Genomic DNA, 22,433 nt, shown 5'->3' with positions numbered 1-22,433 from the left:
CATGCGCTGGACGTCAATCCTTGCCATCTACCTGCTGTTCTGGGCGCTGTCGGTCTTCTTCGTGTTGCCTTTCGGCGTCCGCACCCATGAAGAGGCCGGAGCCGAGCGCGTGCCCGGACAGGCCGACAGTGCCCCTCATCAGTTCAGCATCGCGCGGGTGGCCGTGCGCACGACGATCGTCTCGGCGATCCTGTTCGGGCTCTATTACGCCAACTACGTCAATGGCTGGATCGGCCCCGCCGATCTCGACCTGTTCTCGCCGTCCAACTGACCGTCAGGCGCGGAGCCGCTCGATGGCCTGGGCGAGCGCGACGTAGAGCTTGCCCATGTCGGAGGAGAGCAGGGTCACGGCCACCTGGCTGCCGTCGCGTGTGGCGAGGACGTTGCGCAGCATCGCCTCGAAATCGTGGATGTAGCGGTTCACCTGCTCCCGGAACTCGGGGTCGCTGTCGTAATGCGACAGGATCGCGCGGCTCTCGCCGGCCTCCAGCAGGCGCACGGCGCGGCGGGTGAAGACGCCGCGATCGCCCTTCAGATAGGCCGCCCAGGCGCTGTCGGTGACTTCGTTCGAGAGGATCTTCGCAACGTCGATGGCGGTCGAGTTGAGCGCCTCCATCAGCAGCGACGCGCGGCGGGAGAAGCTCTCGCGATTGGCGGCATCGGCCTGCTCGCGCGCCTGCTCGACTCGCGCTTCCAGCGCCGCTGCGCCCTGTTCCACCTGCGCCATCTGGTCGTGCAGCATCGCGGCGGCCGCATTGGCTGCGGCGACGGCGCGCTCGGCGGCTTCCGCGACCGACAGTACCTGCTTCTCCACTCGTGCGGCCACGACTTCTTCAAGCGCCCGATCGGCGGCATGGCCGATGGAAGCTGCCGCCTGGGGCACGATCCGCTCGAACGTCTCCCTTGCCCGCTCCGCCGCCTGCGCCGCGGCATCGCGCACGCGGAGCATGACTTCGATCAGCTGCGCGCCGGAGCCATCGGCGACCGCCGCCATCTGGCCCTGGGCCTGATCGAGCGCGTCTGACAACTCCGTGACGCCGCGCCTGCCGGATTGCAGCTGGCGTTCCGCGGCCTGGCCGAACAGCTCCACCGCCTCGCGCTGCTGCTGCAGCAGCTTCTCGGTCTGGGCGAGACGGTCGAGGGCTGCTGTCGCGCCATTCTCGACCTCGCTCATCGCCGGACGCATCGCCTGCAGCCGCTCCTGGCTGGCGGCCGCATAGCCGTCGAGCCGGGCGAGAGCCGCCGGCAGGGTCTCGTCGATCTCGCGCGCGCTGGCGTCGAGCGCAGTGAGCAACGCTTCGCTCCGCCCAATGAAGCTGTCCGCAGCGTCACCGGCATTGGCGAGTGCGCCGGCCAGCCGCTCGGCATGATCGCCGAGCGCCTGCACGGCACCCGCGAGGCGCTCGGTGCGCGTGCCGCCGTCCTCATCCAGCCGCGCGAGCCGCTGTTCGATGTCCGCGACGCCCGAGGAGAGCTTGTCGACCAGCGCAGTGCCGCTGGTGTCGTGCCGGGCGATGGAGCGGCCGATCGCATCTATCTCGGTGCCGATCGCTTCGATGCGGGCGGCGAGGGCAGTCATCACGTCGGTGCCGGTGGTGTCCAGAGCTGCGCGCGATTGATCGACCAGCGCCAGCATCGCCGAGCCTTGGGCTTCCACGCTGCGACGCGCCTCTTCCAGCGCCTCCGCCGCTCGGGCGAGCGATGCCTGGACGGCTTCGTTCATCTGCTCGGCCGTCGCGTCCAGCTGGACCCGCGCGGACTCGGTCGTGCTCTCGATGCGGGCGAGGTGCGAAGCCAGTCGTTGGGCCGCGCCGCTCGCGACCTCGTCGGCCTCGCGTCCACGAGCGAGCAGAGCCGACAGCTGCGCTTCGAGAGCGCCGGCCTGGGCAAGCGCCGCGCCCCCAGCGGCGTCCAGGGCAATGGCGATGCCGCCGGTCTGTTCCTGCGCCTTGGGTAGCGCGTTCAGCAGCAGTTCCAGTTCCTTGCTGGCCTTGCCGGCCGACTCGACCAACGTGTCGGCGTGGCGATCGAGCGCCTCGCCATCGGTCCGGAAGCCGGAGGCGATTCCCGCCAGGCGTGCCGCCGCTTCTTCGCCGATTTGCGTCAGCTGAATCGCCTGATCGGAGAGCGCCTCGCGATTCGCGTCGAGTCGCGCGGTCAGCTGGGCGACCTGAGCTTCCAGCCTGACCGACTCGCTACGCATGCCCTGCGCGGTGGACAGAAAGCGCTGTGCTTCGCGCCTGCTGGTGCGGAGCGCCAGCACGCCCACCACGCCCAGCACGGCAAGGGGCGCGCTCGCCGCACCGATGATCATCGCGAGATTGGCAAAAGCATCCTGCCGCGCCGCAATCGACCAGACGACGAAGGATATCCAGGCGACTGCCGCCAGCGCGAGCAGCACGGGCACGATCCACTCGCCGGCACGTCGGGCAGGCGGCTCCTCGAACACGGGCTCGGGTACGAGAACCGTCACATCTTCCTCGATCAGATCGTCTTGCGGTTCGGGCCTCAGCCCGACGATATTGCCCCCGGTCATGGCCGGAGCATAACAGCTTTTGAGGGCCTGAGAACAAGCGGGAGGTTACCGGGCCTTAAGGATTTCGGGGATAAGCAGGCGCCATGTCCTTCGAGCAAGCCCTCAACACCACGCTCGCGGCCGCCTTTGGCGACGATCAGAGCCTTGTCCTGGAACTGCGCGGCGCGTTCATCGAAAGCGCCGAGCGTCATTGCCGGGCGATGGCCGAAGCGGCGTCGGACGATGAGTGGCGCGACGCGGCGCTGCGGCTGAAGGGACTTGCGGCAAGCTTTGGCGCAACCAGCCTCATGGAGCAGGCCGGCCGCGCCGCCGCTTCGGCACGCAACTCCCGGCTGCTGGTGGAGTTGCAGGGCAGCGTCGCCGCCGTCGCGCTCTGATCCCGCTTTTGCGCCGGCCGATTAGGGCCTAAGCGCAGGCTCCATGCGGGGGCCATCATGCTGACCGGGTTGATCGTCGCGGGCGAGGAAGCCGCCGATGGCGCTTGCCTGCGCGCGGAGCTGCCCGTGGCCGGCCAGACCGTCATGGAGCATCAGGCGCGGCTGATCGCGGAGGCGGGCGCCGCGCGTATCATAGTCATCGCCGAGCGGCTGAGCCCCATGCTGGCCCAGGCGGTCGCACGGCTGCGCGCCGACGGCCTGGCGATCGAGGTGGTGCGACAGGTCGACGATGTCGCGCAGCGGGTACAGACCGACGAGCGGATCCTGCTACTGGCCGATGGCGTGGTCAGCGACCTTGCCGCCATCGAGCGGATCCTCGCCACGCCCGCGCCCGCTGTCCTGGTACTCGCCGATGCCGCCGACACCCGCGGCTGGGAACTGATCGACGCGAATGCACGCTGGGCGGGGCTGCTGCTCGCCGACGGCGAACTGGTGCGCCGAACCGCGCGCATGCTGGGCGAGTGGGAGCTACAGTCGACTCTGCTACGCAACGCCGTCCAGTCGGGGGCGTCGCGGGTTCCGGTGGAGGGCGTCGCGATCCTGGCGCGGGTAGACGACCCTGCGGCGGCGCAGCTCGTCGAACAGGCGATCAGCCGCGGCGCAGCGCGCCGGCCGACTGGCCTGCTCGACCGCTATCTGTTCGAGCCGGTCGCGCGCCTGCTCGCCCCCAAGGCGATGCACGCAATGATCGATCCCGCCTGGCTGCGCACCGGTTCGGCGGGGCTGCTGGGGCTAAGCGCGCTGCTGCTGCTCTCAGGCTGGCGCTGGCCGGCGCTTCTAGCCGCACTGTTTTCAGGTCCGCTCGACTCGCTTGGCCGCCATTTAGGGGCGTTGAGCCTGCGGTTGCGTCGGGACCAGCATCGCGCCGGCCAGCTGCGCCTGGCCGCCGCTGCCGCGGCCCAGCTCGCGCTCGGTTGGAACTTGCGAGACTATGGCTGGGGATCGATCGCGCTCTCGATCATGACCCTCGGCCTCGTGAGCGCAGCCTTTGAACATGAGCGTTGGGTCGGCAAGGCGGCTCCGAGGCCGCTCTGGCTGGCCGAGACGGACCTGCTCATTTGGCTGATGCTGCCCTTCGGCCTTGCGGGGTGGTGGGTCGGTGGGCTCGCCGTGCAAGCGGCGGTCGCCTTCGCTTCACTGCTCGCGCTGCAGCGGCTGACCCGACGTCAGTCCTGAAGTACGCGTGCGTCGCCGACCGGCTCCTCGCCCGCGAACAACCGATCGAGCCGTGCGCGGAGATTGGCGCTGAAATGCTCCTGCGGGACAGATTTGGGCCGGTTCAGGCAGATTTCCTTGGCGATCGCGTCCTTGATCCGGTCCACGGCGGCATCGTCCAGCACGCCGGCACGGTTCAGCTCGATCGCCAGCTGTACCAGTCCGACGGACGTCGCCTGCGCGCGCATCCCGACAAGATCGATCAGGTCGTGCAGCCTTTTATCCTCGACATAGCCCATCGGCTCGCTCCCTCTCCGACGAGCAGCATATGATCCCGGGAGCGAGCCTGTCCACCGCCGCGCAAACGGAACCTCACCCAAGTCACGTCGTTCCCGATGCGGAACAATGGAGGCGGAGATGCGCATGGGGTTCTTCAAGCGATACGGCTATGCGTGGCTGACCTTGGCCTTTTTCGCCGTGTCGATGGTCCTGCACCTGCATTTCGGCTGGCTTGCCTTTCAGGACACTGCGACCGACCACGGCCAGACGCCTGAATATTCGGCATTCCTGACCGAATGGGCGCGCGACGTGTTCGAGAACTGGCAATCCGAATTCCTGCAGCTGCTCTGGCAGGTCGTTGGCCTCGCCTACTTCCTCTACATCGGCTCGCCCTCATCCAAGGAGAATGACGACCGGATGGAAGCCAAAATCGACGCGCTGATCCGCATCACCGGCGGCAAGGAAGGCGGGCGCCTGATCGAGCAGCTCGATGAACTCTACGCCCGGACACACGGCAACTCCGACCCCTTCGCTCATTCGGACGAGTTGGCGCGCAAGGCCGGCGAGAATGTGCCTCACGTCGCGGCGCGCGCGACTAGCTGAGGTCTTGCTGCGGGACCTTTCGCCTGCATATCCGGTTGAGCCGTCATGCCGCGCATCCTTCGCCCCCTCGCAAGCCTCGTCACTGCCTCGCTCTTGCTCGGCTCCTGTGGCGGCGGCCCCGAGCCTGTGGCGAGAGTGTCGGAGGAAGACCGCGTCTATGGCGCCGAGCAGCATCCCCGGCTGCTTGCGGAGTTCGGCGGTGCCTATGCGGGCGAAGAAGCGCGCTATGTGGCGGCTCTGGGCGAGAAGATGGCGACCGCTGCCGGCCTGCAAGGGCAGTGCACCTTCACGCTGGTCAACACCGACGTCGTCAATGCATTCGCTGTTCCCGGCTGCTACATCTATGTCACGCGGGGCCTGTTCGCGATCGTGACCAGCGAGGCGGAACTCGCCTCCGTATTGGGCCATGAAGTCGGCCATATCGTCGGGGCCCATTCGCGGCGGCAGGAGCAACGGTCGATCTGGCGGACCATTGGCGTCATCGCGGTCAGCCTGACCGGGTCGGAACAGCTGACCAGGCTCGCCAGCCAGGCGGCGCAATATTTCACGCTGCGCTACTCCCGCGCGCAGGAATACGACTCCGACGCGCTCGGCATCCGCTATCTGGAAGCGGCAGGCTATGATCCCCACGCCGCGCCGGACATGCTGGCGGCGCTTGGCCGGCAGGAACAGTTTCTGACCGCGACCAGCGGGCGCGACCAGGCGAGCGCCATTCCCGAATGGGCGAGCAGCCATCCGCTGACCGAGAACCGCATCGCGCGCGCGCAGGGCTTGGCCCGCAAGATCGAGCCCAATCCCGACACCTTACCGGAAAACGAGGCAGCCTATCTCGCGGAAGTGGACGGCCTGCTCTATGCCGATGACCCGGAGCAGGGCTTCGTCCTCGGCCGCAGCTTCGTGCATCCGCTCATGCGCATCGCCTTTACGGCACCGCCGGGGTTCACGCTGACCAACAGTCCGCAGGCGATCATGCTTACCGGCCCGCGCGGCCTGCGCGGGGAGTTCGGCGGCGGGGCCATGCCCGATGGGCGGCTCGACCGTTACGCCGAGGCGCTGGTCCGGCAGATTGTCGGGCAGGGGGAGGCGCAAGCCCAGGTCTCGCAGGCGCTGGTGAACGGACTTCCCGCCATTTTCGTGCAGCTTTCGGTAGCATCGCGGCAGGGGACCGTTCCGATCAGCATCGCCGCCTATGAGGGCGGCGATGGTCAGGCCTATCATTTCGCGATCCTTTCGCCCCCGACCGAGCCGAGCCTCGACCGGGTGGCGGAGCTTTTCCGTTCCTTCCGTCGCCTCTCTTCCGACGAAGTGGCGCGCTTGCGCCCGCGCGTGATCCGAACGGTTATCGTGGCGATGGGTGATACAATCGACACGCTAGCGGGGCGGATGGCCGATGCTCATCCTCGCGAGCTGTTCCAGCTGCTGAACGGGCTCTCTCGAGGTGACCGGCTGCGGCCCGGCCAGCGCGTGAAGATCGTCAGCTGGGCCGATCGGTGAAGCGGGGCGCCTCTCCGGAGGCGCCCCGCTTTCATCATCAGTAAGCGCTCGTGGTGGCGCGTGCGCGAGTCGAGCTGTGCCCGCCATGGCGATAGAGAATATCTTCCGCGGCATCGCGCGTGATGCCCGCGTCGCTCGGATCGACCGAGACGAAGATGCCGCCCTGCTTGATCCGCTCGCCATAGTAATTGGCGTCTTCATGGCTGACGCCATGCTTGTGGAGCGCTTCGTTGAGGCTGCCAGCCGCCGCGCCGATGACGGCGCCGATGCCGATCGCTTCCGGCACGGCCGAAGCGGCAATCGCGCCGGCTGCCGCCAAGGGGCCGACACCCGGAATCGCAAGCGCCGCGACGCCGAGGCCGGCGCCAAGTGCGCCGCCACCGATCAGCCCGCGAATGATGCTGCCATGCCCATCATGTTCGGTCGTATGCCCGTCGCTGGTCTCGGTCGTCTTGCCGTCGCGCTGCGCGATGACGGACACTGCGCTCTCGCGCACCCCCGCTCGGCGCAACTCGGAAAGGGCGCGTTCGGCCTCGTCATAGCTGTCGAACACAGCGGACACGACGGTGTTGTTCATCGATGCTCTCCTGGAAATCGGCCCTACACGGCCGGAGAGCAGAACGGGCGCGCGCTGACTCACGTTCCGTGCAATTCGCAAGGGAGCATGGCGGACAGGGTGGGATTCGAACCCACGGTGGACTTGCACCCACGGCGGTTTTCAAGACCGCTGCCTTAAACCACTCGGCCACCTGTCCGGCCGCCAAGCGCTTATCGCTTCGGGAACGGGACGCAAGAAAACTCTGTTCTCGAGGCGCGGGCTTGTGGCAGTCTTGCAAAAGCGGGAAGAGGTGCCGGCATGCGTAAGTTGATTGCCGCCGCCGCGATGTTGCTCGGTGTAGGAGCACCCGTCGCGGCTCAGGACGAAACGGGGTTTCAGGCCTTTCTGGAGCAGGTGCGCCAGCAGGCACTGCGCGAGGGCGTGAGTGCACGGACCCTGGACCAGGTGCTGCCGACCCTAAGCCTCAACCCGCGGGTGGTGGAGCTCGACCGCGCGCAGCCGGGCGGCAACCCCGCCGCGCCGCCTTCCGCCTCGATCCCGGCCTTTGCACCCTATCGCGTCAAGCATGTCGACCGCGCGCGCATCGATCGTGGCCGGGCCAAATACCAGGCGCTGCGGCCGCTGCTGTCGCGCGTCGAGGCGCAGACCGGCGTGCCGGAGGAAATCATGGTCGCCATTTGGGGCCATGAGACCAATTACGGCTCCTATACCGGCGACTTCGACCTGCCGCGCTCGCTCGCCAGCCTGGCCTATGAAGGCCGACGCCGCGAGCTGTTCACCAAGGAACTGATCGCGACCTTCAAGATGATGGACCGCGGCGTGCCGCGCGATCGGCTGAAGGGCAGCTGGGCGGGCGCGACCGGCTATCCGCAGTTCCTGCCCAGCATCTATCTCCGCCTGGCTCGGGACGGCGATGCCGACGGCCGCGTCGACATCTGGACGTCGGAGGCCGACGCGCTTGCTTCCATCGCCAATTACTTCGTCAGCGCCGGCTGGCGACCGGGGCGGCCCTGGGGTGTGGCGGCGAGCGTCCCGCCTTATCTTGACCGGACCTCGGTGGCGGGGAAGGTCACGTCACCGCGGTGCCCGCGTGTGCACGAACGCCACACCCGCTGGATGACGGTCGCGGAGTGGCGCGCGCGGGGGGTGGTGCAGGCCGGGGGGGCGCGCCTGCGCGATGCCGAACTGGTGACATTGCTGGAGCCGGACGGCCCGGGGGCCACGGCTTATCTGCTCACGAGCAATTACCGCGCGATCCTCGATTATAACTGCTCCAATTTCTACGCGCTTTCGGTAGGGCTGCTGGCGGACGAAGTCGCCCAAGCATCGTGAGTATCCGAATGAAGCCCTATCTGCCCGGTTCGCTCTTCCTCGTCGCACTCGCCACTCCAACCGTCGCCGCCGCGCCGCCATTCGAGACGCCCGCGCCGGTCGCCTATATGCTCGACCTGTCCTCGGGCGCCGAGCTTTACGCGAAGGATGCCGACCGCCGTATGCCGCCGGCGTCGATGGCGAAGATGATGACAGTCTATGTCGCGTTCGACATGATCAAGAAGGGCGAGCTGAAGGAGGGCCAGACTTTCCAGGTTCGCCCGGAAACCTGGCAGAAATGGCACGGGCCGGCCGCGGGGTCGACGATGTTCCTCAGCCCCAACGAGCAGGTCTCGGTGGAGAATCTGCTGAACGGCATCGTGGTGCTGTCGGGCAACGACGCGTCGGTGGTGCTGGCGGAAGGGATTGCCGGCACCGAACAGGCCTTCGCCGAACGCATGAACCAGGCCGCGCGGCGGCTCGGGATGAGCGGCAGCCGGTTCTGCAACTCCAATGGCTGGCCGGACGAAGGCTGCACGCAGGTGACCGCGCGCGATCTCGCCAAGCTCGCGGCGGCGACGATTAGCGACCATCCGCAGCTCTATAAGAAATATTACAGCCGCACCGAGTTCACCTGGGGCAAGACACTGGGCGGCGGCGACCCGATCACCCAGGCCAATCGCGACCCGCTGCTCGGACGGGTGCAGGGCGCCGATGGCCTGAAGACCGGCCACACCGAAGAGGCCGGCTATGGTTTTACCGGTTCCGCCGAGCAGAATGGCCGGCGGCTGGTGATGGTCATTTCAGGGCTCGACAGCTTCAACCAGCGCATCGCCGAATCGGTCCGCTTCATGGAGTGGGGGTTCCGCGCCTGGCAGGCCAAGCCGCTCTTCAAGCAGGGCGCGCGGGTCGAGACCGCCGATGTGCAACTGGGCGACGAGGACCAGGTGGGCCTGATCGCACCGCGCAACCTCGCCGTGACGTTACCGGGCGGCGCGGCGTCTAACGTGCAGGTGAAGGTGGTCTATAACGGGCCGTTGAAGGCGCCGATCAGGAAGGGGCAGCACGTAGCCGATCTGGTCGTGTCGACGCCCGACACGCCGCCCCAGACTATGCCGCTGGTCGCCGAAAGCGATGTCGGCAAAGCTGGGTTCTTCGGCCGCATCTGGGCCGCGCTCACCTCCTTCTTCGCTTGAGCGGCAAATTCATCACGCTCGAGGGCGGCGAAGGGGTCGGCAAGTCCACGCAGGCGCGCCGCCTCGCCGATGCGCTCCGCGCCCGCGGCCTGGACGTGGTGCTGACGCGAGAGCCGGGTGGCAGCGATGGCGCCGAGGCCATCCGCGGGCTGCTGCTCGAGGGCGAGGGCGACCGTTGGTCGATGCCGTCCGAAGCGCTGCTTTTCGCCGCCGCACGCGCGGATCATCTCGCCAAGACCATTCGCCCCGCAGTGCAAGCCGGCAAATGGGTCGTCTGCGACCGTTTTCTCGACAGTTCGCGTGCATACCAGGGAATTGCAGGGGGTCTGGGCGACGATAATGTGCTGCGCCTGCATGCGATCGGTAGCGGCGGCGTGCTGCCTGATCGCACCCTGGTGCTGGACCTGGCCGATGAGGAAGCGGCCGCACGTGCGCATGCGCGGGACGGTGGGTCCTCGGACCGGATCGGGGGCCGTGACCCGGACTTTCACGCGGAGGTGGTCGCGGCATTTCGCGAGTTCGCGCGGCAAGATCCTGACCGGGTTCGCCTCGTCGATGCTTCAGGGAGCGCCGAGCAGGTGACGGAACGTCTGCTGGGCCAGCTTGCGGACCTGCTGCCGTGACACCGCTCCTCGGGCAGGAGGCGCAAAGCGCGGCCTTTCTCAACACGATGCGCGGCGAGCGGCTGCACCATGCCTGGCTGCTCGTCGGGCCGAAAGGCGTTGGCAAGGCGAGCTTTGCCAAGGCCGCGGCGCTGCGTCTGCTCGCCGAGGCTGCCGATCCGAACGTAGACGGTGAGGGCCTCGACGTCGATCCCGAACACCGCATCGCCAAGCTCTTCGCCGCGCGCAGCCACCCGGACTATCGTCTGGTCGAGCGCGAGGTCTGGAAGAAGCCGGACGAGGTGCTGCCGCTCGACGAGCGCAAGGGCGACGAGGCGCTGGGCCGCAACATCAAGGTGATCCAGATCCGCTGGCTCGACCGCATCCTCTCGGTGGCGCCCTCGCTGTCGAACCGCCGCGCCATTGTCATCGACGCTGCGGACGACATGGAGCGGGGCGCGGCCAACGCCCTTCTGAAGAGCCTGGAGGAGCCGCCCGCCGGCACCGTCTTCTTCCTCGTGAGTCACATGCCCGGCCGCTTGCTGCCCACGATCCGATCCCGCTGCCGAACCCTCCGCTTTCTCCCGCTTGATGACGAGAACATGCGCGCCGTCCTGCAGTCGCATCTGCCGGAGGCGAGCGGGGCGGAGCTCGACGCGCTCATAAACGCGGGAGAGGGCGCCCCCGGCCAGGCGCTGCGCTTTGCCGGGCTGGACATCGGCGCGCTCGACACGGCGCTCGACCAGCTCGCTAGGACGGGCGATCCGAGCAACGCCACCAGGGTGTCGCTCGCCAAGACCTTGTCTCTAAAGGCGGCGCAGCCACGCTATGAGGCGTTTCTGGAGCGGGCGCCCGCCTTCATCGCCGCGCAGGCCAAGGCCCGGCAGGGGCCGGCGCTGGAGCAGGCGCTCGTCAACTGGAGCAAGGCGCGCGACCTCGCCTCGGGTGCGATCGGCCTTTCGCTCGACCCGCAGGCGACCGTGTTCCAGCTCGGCTCCTATGTGGCCGCGCTTGCCCAAGGTGGCTCAGCCGCTAAAGGCTGAGCCATGGCCGACCGCTTCTACATCACCACTGCCATCGCCTACCCGAATGGCCGTCCGCATATCGGCCATGCCTATGAAGCGATCGCCACTGACGCGATCGCGCGGTTCCAGCGGATGATGGGCCGCGAGACCTTCTTCCTGACCGGCACGGACGAGCACGGCCTGAAAATGGCCCAGACGGCGCGCGACCGCGGCGTCGAGACGCGGGCGCTTGCCGACGAAATGTCTAGCTATTTCCAGGAGATGGACCGCATCCTTAACATCAGTTTCGATCGGTTCATTCGTACCACGGAGCCCGCCCATCACGAAGCGAGCCGCGCCATCTGGCAGGCGATGGAAGCGAATGGCGATCTGTATCTCGGCCGCTACGAAGGCTGGTACTCGGTCCGTGACGAGGCCTTTTACGACGAGAAGGAACTGGTCGAGGGGGAAGGGGGGCAGAAGCTCTCGCCTCAGGGCACCCCAGTCGAATGGACGGTGGAAGAGACCTGGTTCTTCCGCCTGTCCAAATACCAGCAGCCATTGCTCGACCACTATGCGGCCAATCCGGACTTCGTCCGGCCCGAGAGCCGCCGCAATGAAGTGCTGCGCTTCGTCGAAGGCGGGCTCGCCGATCTATCGGTCTCGCGCACCAGCTTCGATTGGGGCGTGAAGGTTCCCGGATCGGACGGGCACGTCATGTATGTCTGGGTCGACGCCTTGACGTCCTATCTGACGGGCGTCGGCTATCCGGGCGACGCACCGTTCTGGCCGGCTGATGTCCATATCATCGGCAAGGACATCACGCGCTTCCACACCGTCTATTGGCCGGCCTTCCTGATGTCCGCGGGCATTCCCCTGCCGAAAGCCGTGTTCGCGCATGGATTCCTGCTTCACCGTGGCGAGAAGATGTCCAAATCGGCCGGCAATGTCGTCGATCCCATGGAGCTGGCGGAGCGTTATGGCGTCGATGCACTGCGCTATTTCCTGCTGCGCGAGGTCAATTTCGGCCAGGATGGCAGTTATTCGGACGAGGCGATCGTCACCCGCGCCAATGCCGATCTTGCCAACAGCTTCGGCAATCTGGCGCAGCGGGTGCTCAGCTTCATAGCGAAGAACCTCGGGCGCGTGCCGACAGCCGGGCGCGGCGATCCTGCCGATGCTGAACTGCTCGACGCCGTCTCGCGCGCATGCCGTGAAGAACTGCCCGCGGCCTTCCAGCAACTTGCACTCGCCCAGGGATGCGAGGCCTGGATGCGGGCCGTGTTCGCCTGCAACCAATATGTCGACGCGCAGGCGCCGTGGGCGCTGCGCAAGACCGACCCGGAGCGGATGGAGGCCGTGCTGCGCACCTTGCTGCTGGCGATCCGCGACCTCGCCATCGCGATACGCCCGATCATTCCCGCTTCCGCCGACAAACTGCTCGACCTTCTCGGCGTCGATGCCAGGAGTTTTGCGGACCTGGACGACCGGAGCTGGATCGACTCCGCGCAACTGCAGCCGCCGAGCCCGATCTTTCCCCGGCTCGAGCTGCCGGCCTGATGTTCACCGACAGCCATTGCCATCTGAACTATAAGGGCCTGGTCGAGGATCAGGCCGGTACGATCGCGCGGGCGCGGACGGCGGGCGTGGGCACGATGCTGAACATTTCGACGCGTGAGAACGAATGGGATGCGATCATCGGCACGGCCGAGACGGATCCGCAGATTTGGGCGTCGGTCGGCATCCACCCGCACGAAGCCGACGCACATCCGGACGTGGATACTGCCAAACTGGTCGCCAAGGCAGCGCATCCGAAGGTGATCGCGATCGGCGAGACCGGCCTCGATTACTATTACGATCATAGCGACCGCGACCGGCAGCGCGCGAGCTTTCGCGCGCACATCGCCGCCGCACGCGAAACAGGGCTGCCCCTGATCGTCCACACTCGGGATGCCGAGGAAGACACCGCTGACATATTGGCAGACGAGATGGGGAAGGGCGCCTATACCGGCGTAATTCACTGCTTTACCGCCAGCGGAGCATTCGCCGACAAGGCACTGCAACTCGGCCTTTTTATCTCGCTTTCGGGTATCGTGACATTCAAGAATGCGCGCGACCTGCAGGAGACGGCCCGGCGCTTGCCGGGCGATCGGCTGCTGATCGAAACCGACGCGCCGTTCCTCGCACCGGTGCCGCACCGGGGCAGGACCTGCGAGCCGGCCTTCCTGGCGGATACGGCGCGGTTCCTGGCCGAATTGCGCGGCACCAGCGTCGAAGCCTTGGCGGAGACGACGACGCGCAACTTCCGCGCGCTGTTCACCAAGGCTACCGCATGAAGGTCACGATCCTCGGCTGCGGGACCTCGTCCGGCGTGCCACGGATCGGGAATGACTGGGGGCAGTGCGACCCGGCCGAGCCACGCAATGCTCGCCGCCGGGTCTCCATCCTCGTCGAAACCGCGTGCACGCGCATTCTCGTCGATACCTCGCCAGACCTGCGCATGCAGCTGCTCGACGCCGGCACGGCGCAGATCGATGCAGTCATCTGGACGCACGATCATGCCGATCATGTCCACGGCCTCGATGACTTACGCCAGCTTTACCATAATGGCGGCGCGCCCATTGCCGGCTTTGCACGGCCGGCGACCATCGCGGTGCTGATGCGCCGGTTCGGCTATGTGTTCGAAGGCGCAGACGGTTATCCGGCCACCTGCAGCCTTGCCGAGCTGAGGGACGAGATGACGATCGGCGACATTGTCGTGCGCACGGTCGACCAGCCGCATGGCTCGATCACGTCGGCCGGCCTGCGCTTCGAGGCCGACGAGCACGCGGTGGGCTACGCGACCGACTTCCACGCGATGACCGCTGCGATGCTGACCCATTATGCCGGGCTCGACCTCTGGATCGTTGATGCGCTGCGCCGGCGGCCGCACCCGACGCATCCGCATCTGGCCGAAGTGCTAGGCTGGGCCGATGCGCTGTCGCCCCGGCTAACGCTGCTGACTCACATGGACAACTCCATGGATTACAGGAGCTTGGTCGCCGAACTGCCGAGCGGAGTCGAACCGGGCTTCGACAATCAGGTAATCGAGTTTTGAACGACGGCCAGGCGGCGCAGCTGATCGGCACCGCCTTGATGCTGGTGCTCGTCGGGTCGAGCCTGCTCGCGCGGCGGCTGCCATTGGGACAGGCCGCGCGGATGGCCGCGGGCTGGGTGCTGATCTTCGCGGCACTGTTGGTCGGCTATAGCTATCGTGAGGAACTGAGCGCGGTGGCACAGCGCGTCGGCGGCGATGTGCTCGGCGAACGTGGCCAGACCATCGGCGGCAGCTTGCGCGTGCCGATGGCGCCCGACGGGCATTTCTGGGTGCGCGCCCGGGTTAACGGCACGTCCGTCCGGTTCCTGATCGACAGCGGCGCGACAACCACGGCATTGTCGAGCGACACCGCGCGAGACGCCGGTGTTGCCGTCAACAGCGGCGGGTTTCCGGTGTTGATCAACACGGCCAATGGTCCGGTCGAAGCACGCCGCGCGCGTGTCGAACGGCTCAGCGTCGGGCCCATCGTCGCGACCGATCTGGCGGTCGTGGTGGCGCCGGCATTCGGTGACACCAACGTCCTCGGCATGAACTTCCTGTCTTCGCTGCGCAGCTGGAGGGTGGAGGGACAAAGCCTTGTCCTTGAGCCGAAGCAGCCTGCTCGGAGCAGCGGAACATGATCGTGCTTTACATAATGTATATTATCGGACTCTGAAATGGACGAACAATCTGGCCCCCTCGCACTGCAAAAGCTCGCCGCCATTATGGCGCGTCTGCGCGACCCTGAGCATGGCTGCGAATGGGATGTCCAGCAGACCTTCGCCACTATCGCGCCCTATACGATCGAGGAAGCCTATGAGGTCGCCGACGCGATCGAGCGAGACGACCTCGAGGCGCTGAAAGACGAACTCGGCGATCTAGCGCTGCAGGTCGTGTTCCACGCACGCATGGCCGAGGAACTTGGCGCCTTCGACCTTGCGGACGTGCTCACCGCCATTTCCGACAAGATGGAGCGTCGTCATCCGCATGTGTTCGGCGACGGCGCATCCCCCGGCTGGGAAGCCGTCAAGGCCGCCGAGCGTGCCGCCAAGGACGATTCGAGTGCTCTTGCCGGCGTCGCGCGGGCGCTGCCCGCCTTGCTGCGCGCCGAAAAGCTGCAGAAGCGTGCCGCGCGCACCGGCTTCGATTGGCCCGACGCCAGCGGCGCCCGCGCCAAGATCCTCGAAGAACTGGACGAAATCGCTTCGGCCCCACCCGAGAGCGTGGAAGAGGAAGTCGGCGATTTGCTCTTCGCCGTCGTCAACTTCGCACGGCATCTGAAGATCGACCCGGAAGCCGCGCTGCGCCGCGCGAACGAAAAGTTCGAACGCCGCTTCCGCCTGATGGAAGCGATGGACCAGAGCTTTGTCGAACGCTCCCTGGAAGAAAAGGAAGAACTTTGGCTGCGAGCAAAATCTTCCGCTCGTCCTGAGCGGAGCGAAGCGTAGTCGGAGGGCGCGCTTTCCGCCCCTCGACTTCGCTCGGGACGAGCGGATTAGCAGGCGAAGGAACGAGCCTGAAAGCGGCTATATTCCGCGTCCGACAGGCGCACGTCATAGGCGATGCGGTCGCCATCGATCGTCTCCTGGCCGACCACTTCGCCATGCTCGTGCAGCCAGGCCGCCGCAGCGCCCTCGGTCAGCGGCAGCTCGATATGTCGCAGGCGATTGGCAGTGGTTAACCGATCGGAAACCAGGCGGGTGAGACGGTCCACCCCTTCCCCGCCAAGCGCGGAGATCAGGACGACATCGTCCCGGCGCGCGGCATCGGCCTCTACCAGGCTGCGCTGCTCTGGATCGAGGCTGTCGAGCTTGTTCCACGCCTCGATCTTGGGCGCCTCGGCGCCGATCTCCGCCAGCACACGTTCGACGTCGGCGCGCTGGGAATCGCTGTCTGGATGGGCAATGTCACGGACATGGATGATTAGATCGGCGGAAATGACCTCCTCGAGCGTCGCCCGAAAGGCGGCGACGAGCTGCGTCGGCAGGTCGGACACGAAGCCGACCGTGTCCGAAAGAATCGCCTTATCGAGGCCCGGCAGCGCGATCTGCCGCATGGTTGGGTCGAGCGTCGCGAACAGCAGATTTTCCGCCATCACGTCCGCTCCGGTCAGGCGGTTGAACAGCGTCGACTTGCCGGCATTGGTGTAACCGACCAGCGCGATTACCGGCCACGGCGCTCGCTTGCGTCGGTCGCGGTGGAGCGTGCGCGTGCGGCTGACCGTCTCCAGTTCCCGCCGCAGCTTGGCCATGCGGTCGCGGATCAGCCGGCGGTCGGCCTCGATCTGCGTTTCACCGGGGCCGCCGAGGAAGCCGAAGCCGCCGCGCTGCCGCTCGAGGTGGGTCCAGCTGCGCACCAGCCGTCCCGCCTGATAGTCGAGATGGGCGAGTTCGACCTGCAGCCGGCCCTCGGCAGTGGCTGCACGCTCGCCGAATATTTCCAGAATGAGGCCCGTGCGGTCGATGACCTTGGCCTTGGTCCCCTCCTCCAGGTTACGCTGTTGCACCGGCGTGATCGCGCCGTCGACGATGACCAAATCCGCTTCCTGCGCGCGGACCGCGGTGGCGATCTCCTCGACCTGGCCGCTGCCGAACAGGGTGGCGGGCTTGGGCGCGCGCACGCGAAAAGCCAGCCGCTCGACCACTTCGATGCCGATGGCTTCGGCAAGGCCCGCAGCCTCGTCCAGGCGTGCGGACGTGTCCCGCCCGTCCGCATTGCGCAGGTCGGGATAGGCGATCACCGCGCGAGCGCCGCGGGCGAATTCGTCATAGTCACGCTGGAAGCCGGTCATGGCCTACAGATAGGAACGATCGCCACCCGATCAAACGGGTGCTTCAGTCGCCCTGCGCCTGCTCTTCAGCCAGATTCAGCGGATGCGCCGGCTGCACGGTCGAGATGGCATGCTTGTAGACCAATTGCGTCTGGCTCTCGCGACGAAGCAGCAGGCAGAACAGGTCGAATGCCGCCACCTCCCCCTGCAGCATCACGCCGTTCACGAGGAACATCGTTACCGGCTCTTCGCTGCGGCGAACGGCATTGAGGAACACTTCCTGCAGGCCGCCCGATTTCTTCTGTCCGTCGGTGAACGCCTTCTCGATCAGCGCGAGATCGACGGGACCAGCCGGCATCACAGTCGATATCGCATGCTTGTAGACAAGCTGCGAATTGCCATCCCGGCGCAGCAGCACCGAGAAATTGTCGAACCAGGTAATGATGCCCTGAAGCTTGACGCCCTTGACCAGGAACATGGTCACCGGCGTCTTCGACTTGCGTAACGAATTCAGGAAGATGTCCTGAAGATTATTGACCCTGTCGGCCATGTCATGCCTCCGCTCTTGTTGGCGGCTTCTCGGCTCCCCCTGTGGAAGCGCCCGCTCCATAGCCGCAAAGCCACGGAGCGTCGAGTCGCTACTCTTCGTCCTTCACATCGGCGAGGCCCAGCAGCTTCAGCTTCCGGTGAAGTGCCGAACGCTCCATGCCGATGAAGCTCGCCGTGCGCGAGATGTTCCCGGAAAAGCGGCGGATCTGCACGCGCAGATATTCGCGCTCGAACGTCTCTCGCGCCTCCCGCAGCGGCGCGCCCATCATCGCGGTTTGCGCCGCATTGGAGGCGAGCTGCGGCTGGTCGCTGAGCACCTCCGGGGGCAGCATGTCGATATCGACCCGCCCGATGCGGTCGCCGGGCGCCATGATGATCGTGCGCTCGACGATGTTGCGCAGCTGGCGGACATTGCCCGGCCAGTCATAGGCCTGGAGAGCTGCCATCGCGTCCATCGCCACCTCGGGCGTCGGCACCCGCCGTTCGGACGCATAGCGGGCGACGAAATGGTCGACCAGCGCCGGGATGTCCTCCCGCCGTTCTGCCAGCGGCGGCAGGTGCACCGGCACCACGTTCAGCCGGTAATAGAGATCCTCGCGGAAGCGCCCCGCGCCGATTTCGTCCGGCAGGTGCCGCGAGGTCGCCGAGACCACCCGCACATCGACCTTGACCGTGCGCTGGCCGCCGACCCGCGCGAAGCTTTGGTCGGTCAGCACCCGCAGGATCTTGGCTTGGGTCGTGGTCGGCATGTCGGCGATCTCGTCGAGAAAGAGCGTTCCGCCATGCGCCTGCTCCAGGAGGCCGGGTCGAGCGAGCTCGCCCCCCTCCTCCACTCCGAACAATTCCTCCTCCACCCGCTCGGGCGTCATCCGCGCGGCGCTGACGACGACGAAGGGCGCCTCGACGCGCGGGCTCCACATGTGGAGCAGGCGGGCCGCGACCTCCTTGCCCACGCCGGCGGGCCCGGAGATCAGCACCCGGCTGCCCGTCGCGGCCACACGCTTAAGCGTCGCCCGCACCTGGTTGATCGCCGAGGAACTGCCCGTCAGCTCGTCGCCGCCACCGACCTGGGCCTTCAGATTGGCGTTTTCGCGCCGGAGTCGTTCGGTTTCCGTGGCGCGCGAGACGAGCAGCAGCAGCCGCTCCGCCTCGAACGGCTTCTCGATGAAGTCGGCGGCGCCCTTGCGCACCGCGGCAACGGCGGTGTCGAGATTGCCGTGGCCTGAGATCACGAGCACCGGTAGCGAGGGATCGCGCCGCTTGATCTCGTCGAGCAGTTCCAGGCCGTCGAGCTTCGACCCGGTCAGCCACACGTCCAGCAGCACCAGCGAGGGCCGCCGGTCCCGGATCGCGTCCAGCGCCGCATCGCTGTCCGCGGCACTGCGCGCCGTATAGCCTTCGTCTTCCAGCACGCCGGCGACGAGATCGCGAATATCCTGCTCGTCATCGACGATGAGTACGTCCAGCGCCACTCCTCAGCTCCGTGTCAGCGCGATCGGCGCGCGTTCTTCTTCAATCTCCGCATTGGCGTCGGCGAGCGGCGCCAGCGCTTCGCGATCGAGCGAGATGCAGACCAGAGTGCCGCCCCCGTCCCGATCCTTCAGCTCGATCGTGCCGAAATGTTCCTCGACGATCTTCTTGACGATGGCGAGGCCGAGGCCCGTGCCGCGGGCGCGGGTCGTCATATAAGGTTCGAAGAGGCGGCTGCGGTCGGCCGGCAGCCCGGCGCCATTGTCCGCGACCTCGATGATCAGCCGGCGCTCATCGGGCTCCGTGATGCGCATGCTCACAAAGCCCTCGCCGATCTCCTCTTTCCGCTCGATCGCTTCTACCGCGTTCTTGACGATATTGGTGAGCGCCTGGCCGAGCTGGCGGCGGTCGCAGACCAGCAGCGGCGGCGGCTCCGGCGCGTCGAACGAAAAGCGGATCGTCGGGTGCGCAACCTCGTGCAGGAACAGCGCCTGGCGACCGATATCGACCACCGGCTCCTCGCGGAACAAGGGCTTGGGCATCCGCGCGAAGGACGAGAATTCGTCGACCATCCGCCGCAAGTCGCCGACCTGCCGCACGATCGTCTCGGTCAACCGGTCGAACGTTGAGCGGTCGCTCTCGATCTCCTTGCCATAGCGGCGCTGGAGCCGTTCCGCGGCGAGCTGGATAGGCGTGAGCGGATTCTTGATCTCGTGCGCGATCCGCCGCGCGACGTCCGACCAGGCGGCGCGACGCTGGTCCAGCAGCTGCTCGGTGATGTCGTCGAAAGTGAGGACCGAGCCCGGATCGGTGACCACGATCTTGACAGCCAGCGTGCGCGGCTCGCCGCCGCTGGTCAGCTGCACAACCTGCTCGCAATCGCCCTTCCCCAGCATGGCCGCGAGTTCCGGCGCGATCTCGTCGAGCGTCCTGCCGACGGCATGATCGCCTGATTTGAGCAGGGCGGCGGCCGAACTGTTCATCAGGCGGATGCTGCGATCGGGGTCTACCGACACGACCCCGGCCGTGACGCCGGAAAGCACCGCTTCCGTGAAGGCGCGGCGTCGGTCGAGAAGGTCGTTGGCGCCGACGAGCTGCTGCGTCTGTTCCTCGAGCCGCCGGGTCATGCGATTGAAGGCATTGGCGAGCGTGCCGATCTCGTCCCGCTCCCGCGGCGTCGCGACCCGGGCGGAGAGATCGCCCGCGGTTACCTTCCGCGCGGCATCGACCAATTCGCCGACGGGCCGCACCAGCCGGTCGGCGACCCGCAGCGCGATCCACACGGCGGCACCGACGACCAGCAGAGAGATCAGCAATAGCGCGGCATTGAAGCGCAGCTGCAGCACGCGGGAGCGCTCCAGCAACGCGTCATAATCCTTCAGCACCGCCTTGGCGCGCGCGGTTTGGGCCAGTGCTTGCGGATCGGAGATGCGCGAATTGTAGAGGAAGGTGTTGGTGTTGGGCTGCAGCCGAGTGACGGCTTCGATGCGGTCGGGACTGTCCGTCACCACCACGCTCTCCCCGCGCAGCAGGCGCCCGACGATTTCCGGCGAGACTCGTCGTTCGACCGGGCGCGAATCCGGGTTCACCATGGCGAGGGTGCGGGCGGTACCGTCTGGGCCGATCGACACGATCGCCGACTCGCTGAACTCGCGAGACAGCACCTGCCAGCCATAGCCCTCGACAAACTCAGGGCTATCCGATCGCGCCTGACCGAGATAGTCGCGCAGGTCGCCGGCCATGGTGACGGTCTCAGCGGCAACGTCCTGCCGCTTTTCCTGATAATAGCCCTGCGCCAGCTCGCCGGCATTTTCGAGCATGCCGCGCGCTCGGTCCGAGAACCAGAACTCGACGCCATATTGGAACAGCAGCGACGCAAAGATCACGACCAGCAGCGTCGGCACGGCGGCGATCACGGAAAAAAGCGCGACGAGGCGGACGTGCAGCCGCCCTCCCCCTCCAACTGGCGACTGGGCAGCGCGCTTCTTCGCCACGCGCCGGCCCCACAGCACGAGCAGGGCAATGGCCGGCACAAGGTTCGCGACCAGCAGCAGCGCAACCAAGGGCGGCGTCAACGGCCGATCGCTTGGCTGGCGGTCGAGCAGGAAATAGCTGCCCACGCCGATCGCGATCGCGACCGCCAGCGTCAGCAGCTCCACCGCCGGCATGTAACGCGAGCGCCGCTGGATCACCGACAAGGTGCGGCGCCAGCGGGGACGTCGTGAATCAATAGCCTGGGCGGCCGTCATCGTTGCATCGATACAACAGTTTTCCGTCAAGCCAAACCTCTGTTGCGCTTTCGCAACAGCGACTTGGCGCGAGAGCCGCTCAGGCCGCGGCGCGGCTCAGCCAGGGAGTGTAGAATTCGCGCAACATGGCGAGCGCCCTGGCACTGCTCGCTTCCTGGTTGATGCGGTTGCGGAACTCGGCCGACCCGTGCAGCCCGCGCGTGTACCAGCCGATATGCTTGCGCATCATGTTGACGCCGGTCAGCTCGCCGTAGTGATCGAGCATCGCGTGATAATGCTCGACGATCAGGTGATACTGCTCTTCGATGCTCGGCTCGGGCAGCCGGTGCCCGGTGGCGAACCAGTGCATCACCTGGCGGAGCAGCCACGGCTTGCCGTAAGCACCGCGCCCGATCATCACGCCGTCCGCACCCGATTGCTCGAGCGCCTGTTCGGCATCGTCGATCGAGCAGATGTCGCCATTGACGATCACCGGCAGCTCGACCGCATCCTTGACCTGCCGGACGAACGCCCAATCCGCCTCGCCGCGATACATCTGGCAGCGCGTGCGGCCATGGACGGTGATCATTTTCACCCCCAGACCCTCGGCGATCCGCGCGAGCTCGGGGGCGTTCAGGCTATGATGGTCCCACCCCATCCGCATCTTGAGGGTGACCGGCACCTTCACCGCCTTGACGGTTGCGTCGATGATCGCGGTCGCGAGCGGGATCTGGCGCATCAACGCGGAGCCGGCGTCGCCATTGACGACCTTCTTGACCGGGCAGCCCATGTTGATGTCGATGATCGCCGCGCCCCGATCCTCGTTGAGCCGGGCGGCTTCGGCCATTTCGGTAGGGCTGCAGCCGGCGAGCTGCATCGATACCGGTTCCTCGATCGGATCCCAAGCGGCCTTCTGCAGTGATTGGCGCGTCTCTCGGATCATTGCCTGGCTGGCGATCATCTCGGTGACGTTCAAACCCGAGCCGAAGCGCCGCACGATGCGGCGGAATGGCAGATCGGTGACGCCGGTCATCGGCGCCAGCAGCACGGGGCTGTCGATCCGCACCGGGCCGACCTGGATGGGCGTCAACTGTGCCATTGAGGGGCGGGCACATAGCGTCTGCGCCCCTTTTCGACAAGGCGGCGGCCCGCTAACGGGCGGAA

22 protein-coding genes and 1 tRNA gene are annotated in these 22,433 nt (G+C 66.7%); 14 read left to right on the top strand and 9 right to left on the bottom strand.

Going from position 1 to position 22,433, the window contains the following annotated elements; translation table 11 throughout:
- The first annotated feature begins 1 nt into the window (after position 1).
- On the top strand, positions 2-271 hold the full coding sequence (locus tag HJG53_RS00695) for a DUF1467 family protein (protein WP_171127327.1): 270 nt from the start codon (positions 2-4) through the stop codon (positions 269-271).
- A gap of 3 nt (positions 272-274) precedes the next feature.
- On the opposite strand, the gene HJG53_RS00690 is transcribed toward HJG53_RS00695, so the two are convergent.
- Positions 275-2,536, bottom strand: a complete 2,262-nt coding sequence (locus tag HJG53_RS00690) for a hypothetical protein (protein WP_171127326.1) — start codon at positions 2,534-2,536, stop codon at positions 275-277.
- 83 nt (positions 2,537-2,619) lie between these two features.
- On the opposite strand from HJG53_RS00690, the gene HJG53_RS00685 reads away from it, so the two are divergent.
- Together HJG53_RS00685 and HJG53_RS00680 are read left to right on the top strand one after the other, a co-directional pair.
- Positions 2,620-2,913 (top strand): Hpt domain-containing protein, encoded by a 294-nt coding sequence (locus HJG53_RS00685; protein ID WP_171127325.1) that lies wholly within the window; start codon positions 2,620-2,622, stop codon positions 2,911-2,913.
- Positions 2,914-2,970: 57 nt separating this feature from the next.
- Positions 2,971-4,149 (top strand): hypothetical protein, encoded by a 1,179-nt coding sequence (locus HJG53_RS00680; RefSeq protein ID WP_171127324.1) that lies wholly within the window; start codon positions 2,971-2,973, stop codon positions 4,147-4,149.
- On the opposite strand, the gene HJG53_RS00675 is transcribed toward HJG53_RS00680, so the two are convergent.
- Positions 4,140-4,427, bottom strand: coding sequence for a hypothetical protein (locus tag HJG53_RS00675; protein WP_171127323.1), 288 nt, complete (start codon positions 4,425-4,427; stop codon positions 4,140-4,142). The two genes, HJG53_RS00680 and HJG53_RS00675, sit on opposite strands and share 10 nt — an antisense overlap.
- Before the next feature lie 124 nt (positions 4,428-4,551).
- Between HJG53_RS00675 and HJG53_RS00670 the strand changes: the two genes are divergently transcribed.
- The gene (locus tag HJG53_RS00670) at positions 4,552-5,010 is read left to right on the top strand and encodes a DUF6766 family protein (protein WP_171128070.1); all 459 of its coding nucleotides are present in this window, start codon (positions 4,552-4,554) and stop codon (positions 5,008-5,010) included.
- Between the two features lie 45 nt (positions 5,011-5,055).
- Positions 5,056-6,504: a M48 family metalloprotease gene (locus HJG53_RS00665; protein ID WP_171127322.1), complete on the top strand. Its 1,449-nt coding sequence runs from the start codon at positions 5,056-5,058 to the stop codon at positions 6,502-6,504.
- A 37-nt stretch (positions 6,505-6,541) separates the two neighbouring features.
- Here HJG53_RS00665 and HJG53_RS00660 read toward each other — a convergent pair whose 3' ends face one another.
- A complete protein-coding gene (locus HJG53_RS00660) occupies positions 6,542-7,081 on the bottom strand; it encodes a hypothetical protein (protein ID WP_171127321.1) in 540 nt (179 codons plus the stop codon).
- A gap of 88 nt (positions 7,082-7,169) precedes the next feature.
- A tRNA-Ser gene (locus HJG53_RS00655) sits at positions 7,170-7,259 on the bottom strand.
- A gap of 101 nt (positions 7,260-7,360) precedes the next feature.
- Here HJG53_RS00655 and HJG53_RS00650 point away from each other — a divergent pair.
- From HJG53_RS00650 to mazG, 9 genes are read left to right on the top strand one after another with little or no spacing between them, the layout of a single operon-like run.
- Positions 7,361-8,395, top strand: coding sequence for a lytic transglycosylase domain-containing protein (locus tag HJG53_RS00650; protein ID WP_171127320.1), 1,035 nt, complete (start codon positions 7,361-7,363; stop codon positions 8,393-8,395).
- An 8-nt stretch (positions 8,396-8,403) separates the two neighbouring features.
- Positions 8,404-9,570: a D-alanyl-D-alanine carboxypeptidase family protein gene (locus HJG53_RS00645; RefSeq protein ID WP_171127319.1), complete on the top strand. Its 1,167-nt coding sequence runs from the start codon at positions 8,404-8,406 to the stop codon at positions 9,568-9,570.
- Positions 9,567-10,193 (top strand): dTMP kinase, encoded by a 627-nt coding sequence (gene tmk / locus HJG53_RS00640; RefSeq protein WP_171127318.1) that lies wholly within the window; start codon positions 9,567-9,569, stop codon positions 10,191-10,193. Before HJG53_RS00645 ends, tmk begins: the two co-directional genes overlap by 4 nt.
- Entirely contained in the window at positions 10,190-11,215 is a 1,026-nt protein-coding gene (locus HJG53_RS00635; RefSeq protein ID WP_171127317.1) for a DNA polymerase III subunit delta', read from the top strand. Before tmk ends, HJG53_RS00635 begins: the two co-directional genes overlap by 4 nt.
- Before the next feature lie 3 nt (positions 11,216-11,218).
- Entirely contained in the window at positions 11,219-12,736 is a 1,518-nt protein-coding gene (metG, locus tag HJG53_RS00630; protein WP_171127316.1) for a methionine--tRNA ligase, read from the top strand.
- A complete protein-coding gene (locus tag HJG53_RS00625) occupies positions 12,736-13,512 on the top strand; it encodes a TatD family hydrolase (RefSeq protein ID WP_171127315.1) in 777 nt (258 codons plus the stop codon). Before metG ends, HJG53_RS00625 begins: the two co-directional genes overlap by 1 nt.
- Positions 13,509-14,273: an MBL fold metallo-hydrolase gene (locus tag HJG53_RS00620; RefSeq protein ID WP_171127314.1), complete on the top strand. Its 765-nt coding sequence runs from the start codon at positions 13,509-13,511 to the stop codon at positions 14,271-14,273. Before HJG53_RS00625 ends, HJG53_RS00620 begins: the two co-directional genes overlap by 4 nt.
- On the top strand, positions 14,270-14,893 hold the full coding sequence (locus HJG53_RS00615; RefSeq protein ID WP_171127313.1) for a TIGR02281 family clan AA aspartic protease: 624 nt from the start codon (positions 14,270-14,272) through the stop codon (positions 14,891-14,893). The genes HJG53_RS00620 and HJG53_RS00615 overlap by 4 nt, the downstream gene beginning before the upstream one ends.
- Before the next feature lie 36 nt (positions 14,894-14,929).
- Complete coding sequence (mazG, locus tag HJG53_RS00610) at positions 14,930-15,700, top strand: nucleoside triphosphate pyrophosphohydrolase (protein WP_171127312.1); 771 nt, start codon at positions 14,930-14,932, stop codon at positions 15,698-15,700.
- A gap of 47 nt (positions 15,701-15,747) precedes the next feature.
- On the opposite strand, the gene hflX is transcribed toward mazG, so the two are convergent.
- From hflX to dusB, 5 genes are all read right to left on the bottom strand, one after another.
- Positions 15,748-17,043: a GTPase HflX gene (gene hflX / locus HJG53_RS00605; protein WP_171127311.1), complete on the bottom strand. Its 1,296-nt coding sequence runs from the start codon at positions 17,041-17,043 to the stop codon at positions 15,748-15,750.
- Positions 17,044-17,086: 43 nt separating this feature from the next.
- Positions 17,087-17,632: an RNA chaperone Hfq gene (gene hfq / locus HJG53_RS00600; RefSeq protein ID WP_171127310.1), complete on the bottom strand. Its 546-nt coding sequence runs from the start codon at positions 17,630-17,632 to the stop codon at positions 17,087-17,089.
- Positions 17,633-17,660: 28 nt separating this feature from the next.
- Complete coding sequence (locus HJG53_RS00595; protein WP_171127309.1) at positions 17,661-19,043, bottom strand: sigma-54 dependent transcriptional regulator; 1,383 nt, start codon at positions 19,041-19,043, stop codon at positions 17,661-17,663.
- 3 nt (positions 19,044-19,046) lie between these two features.
- Positions 19,047-21,209: an ATP-binding protein gene (locus HJG53_RS00590; protein WP_171128068.1), complete on the bottom strand. Its 2,163-nt coding sequence runs from the start codon at positions 21,207-21,209 to the stop codon at positions 19,047-19,049.
- Between the two features lie 160 nt (positions 21,210-21,369).
- Entirely contained in the window at positions 21,370-22,368 is a 999-nt protein-coding gene (gene dusB / locus HJG53_RS00585) for a tRNA dihydrouridine synthase DusB (protein ID WP_171127308.1), read from the bottom strand.
- Between the last annotated feature and the right edge of the window lie 65 nt (positions 22,369-22,433).

Source organism: Sphingomonas sp. ID1715, from assembly GCF_013044515.1.
Classification (GTDB): Bacteria; Pseudomonadota; Alphaproteobacteria; order Sphingomonadales; family Sphingomonadaceae; genus Sphingomonas_B.
This window is presented reverse-complemented; position numbering and strand designations above follow the sequence as displayed.

Excerpts from the sequence above, each read along its gene's own strand:
- HJG53_RS00670 (WP_171128070.1), top strand. The coding sequence starts at position 4,552 with ATGGGGTTCTTCAAGCGATACGGCTATGCGTGGCTGACCTTGGCCTTT.
- HJG53_RS00590 (WP_171128068.1), bottom strand. The coding sequence starts at position 21,209 with ATGCCGGCGGTGGAGCTGCTGACGCTGGCGGTCGCGATCGCGATCGGC.
- HJG53_RS00680 (WP_171127324.1), top strand. The coding sequence starts at position 2,971 with ATGCTGACCGGGTTGATCGTCGCGGGCGAGGAAGCCGCCGATGGCGCT.
- HJG53_RS00625 (WP_171127315.1), top strand. The coding sequence starts at position 12,736 with ATGTTCACCGACAGCCATTGCCATCTGAACTATAAGGGCCTGGTCGAG.
- HJG53_RS00665 (WP_171127322.1), top strand. The coding sequence starts at position 5,056 with ATGCCGCGCATCCTTCGCCCCCTCGCAAGCCTCGTCACTGCCTCGCTC.
- HJG53_RS00650 (WP_171127320.1), top strand. The coding sequence starts at position 7,361 with ATGCGTAAGTTGATTGCCGCCGCCGCGATGTTGCTCGGTGTAGGAGCA.
- metG (WP_171127316.1), top strand. The coding sequence starts at position 11,219 with ATGGCCGACCGCTTCTACATCACCACTGCCATCGCCTACCCGAATGGC.
- hflX (WP_171127311.1), bottom strand. The coding sequence starts at position 17,043 with ATGACCGGCTTCCAGCGTGACTATGACGAATTCGCCCGCGGCGCTCGC.
- HJG53_RS00675 (WP_171127323.1), bottom strand. The coding sequence starts at position 4,427 with ATGGGCTATGTCGAGGATAAAAGGCTGCACGACCTGATCGATCTTGTC.
- HJG53_RS00645 (WP_171127319.1), top strand. The coding sequence starts at position 8,404 with ATGAAGCCCTATCTGCCCGGTTCGCTCTTCCTCGTCGCACTCGCCACT.
- mazG (WP_171127312.1), top strand. The coding sequence starts at position 14,930 with ATGGACGAACAATCTGGCCCCCTCGCACTGCAAAAGCTCGCCGCCATT.
- HJG53_RS00685 (WP_171127325.1), top strand. The coding sequence starts at position 2,620 with ATGTCCTTCGAGCAAGCCCTCAACACCACGCTCGCGGCCGCCTTTGGC.
- hfq (WP_171127310.1), bottom strand. The coding sequence starts at position 17,632 with ATGGAGCGGGCGCTTCCACAGGGGGAGCCGAGAAGCCGCCAACAAGAG.
- HJG53_RS00620 (WP_171127314.1), top strand. The coding sequence starts at position 13,509 with ATGAAGGTCACGATCCTCGGCTGCGGGACCTCGTCCGGCGTGCCACGG.
- HJG53_RS00695 (WP_171127327.1), top strand. The coding sequence starts at position 2 with ATGCGCTGGACGTCAATCCTTGCCATCTACCTGCTGTTCTGGGCGCTG.
- HJG53_RS00690 (WP_171127326.1), bottom strand. The coding sequence starts at position 2,536 with ATGACCGGGGGCAATATCGTCGGGCTGAGGCCCGAACCGCAAGACGAT.
- dusB (WP_171127308.1), bottom strand. The coding sequence starts at position 22,368 with ATGGCACAGTTGACGCCCATCCAGGTCGGCCCGGTGCGGATCGACAGC.
- HJG53_RS00660 (WP_171127321.1), bottom strand. The coding sequence starts at position 7,081 with ATGAACAACACCGTCGTGTCCGCTGTGTTCGACAGCTATGACGAGGCC.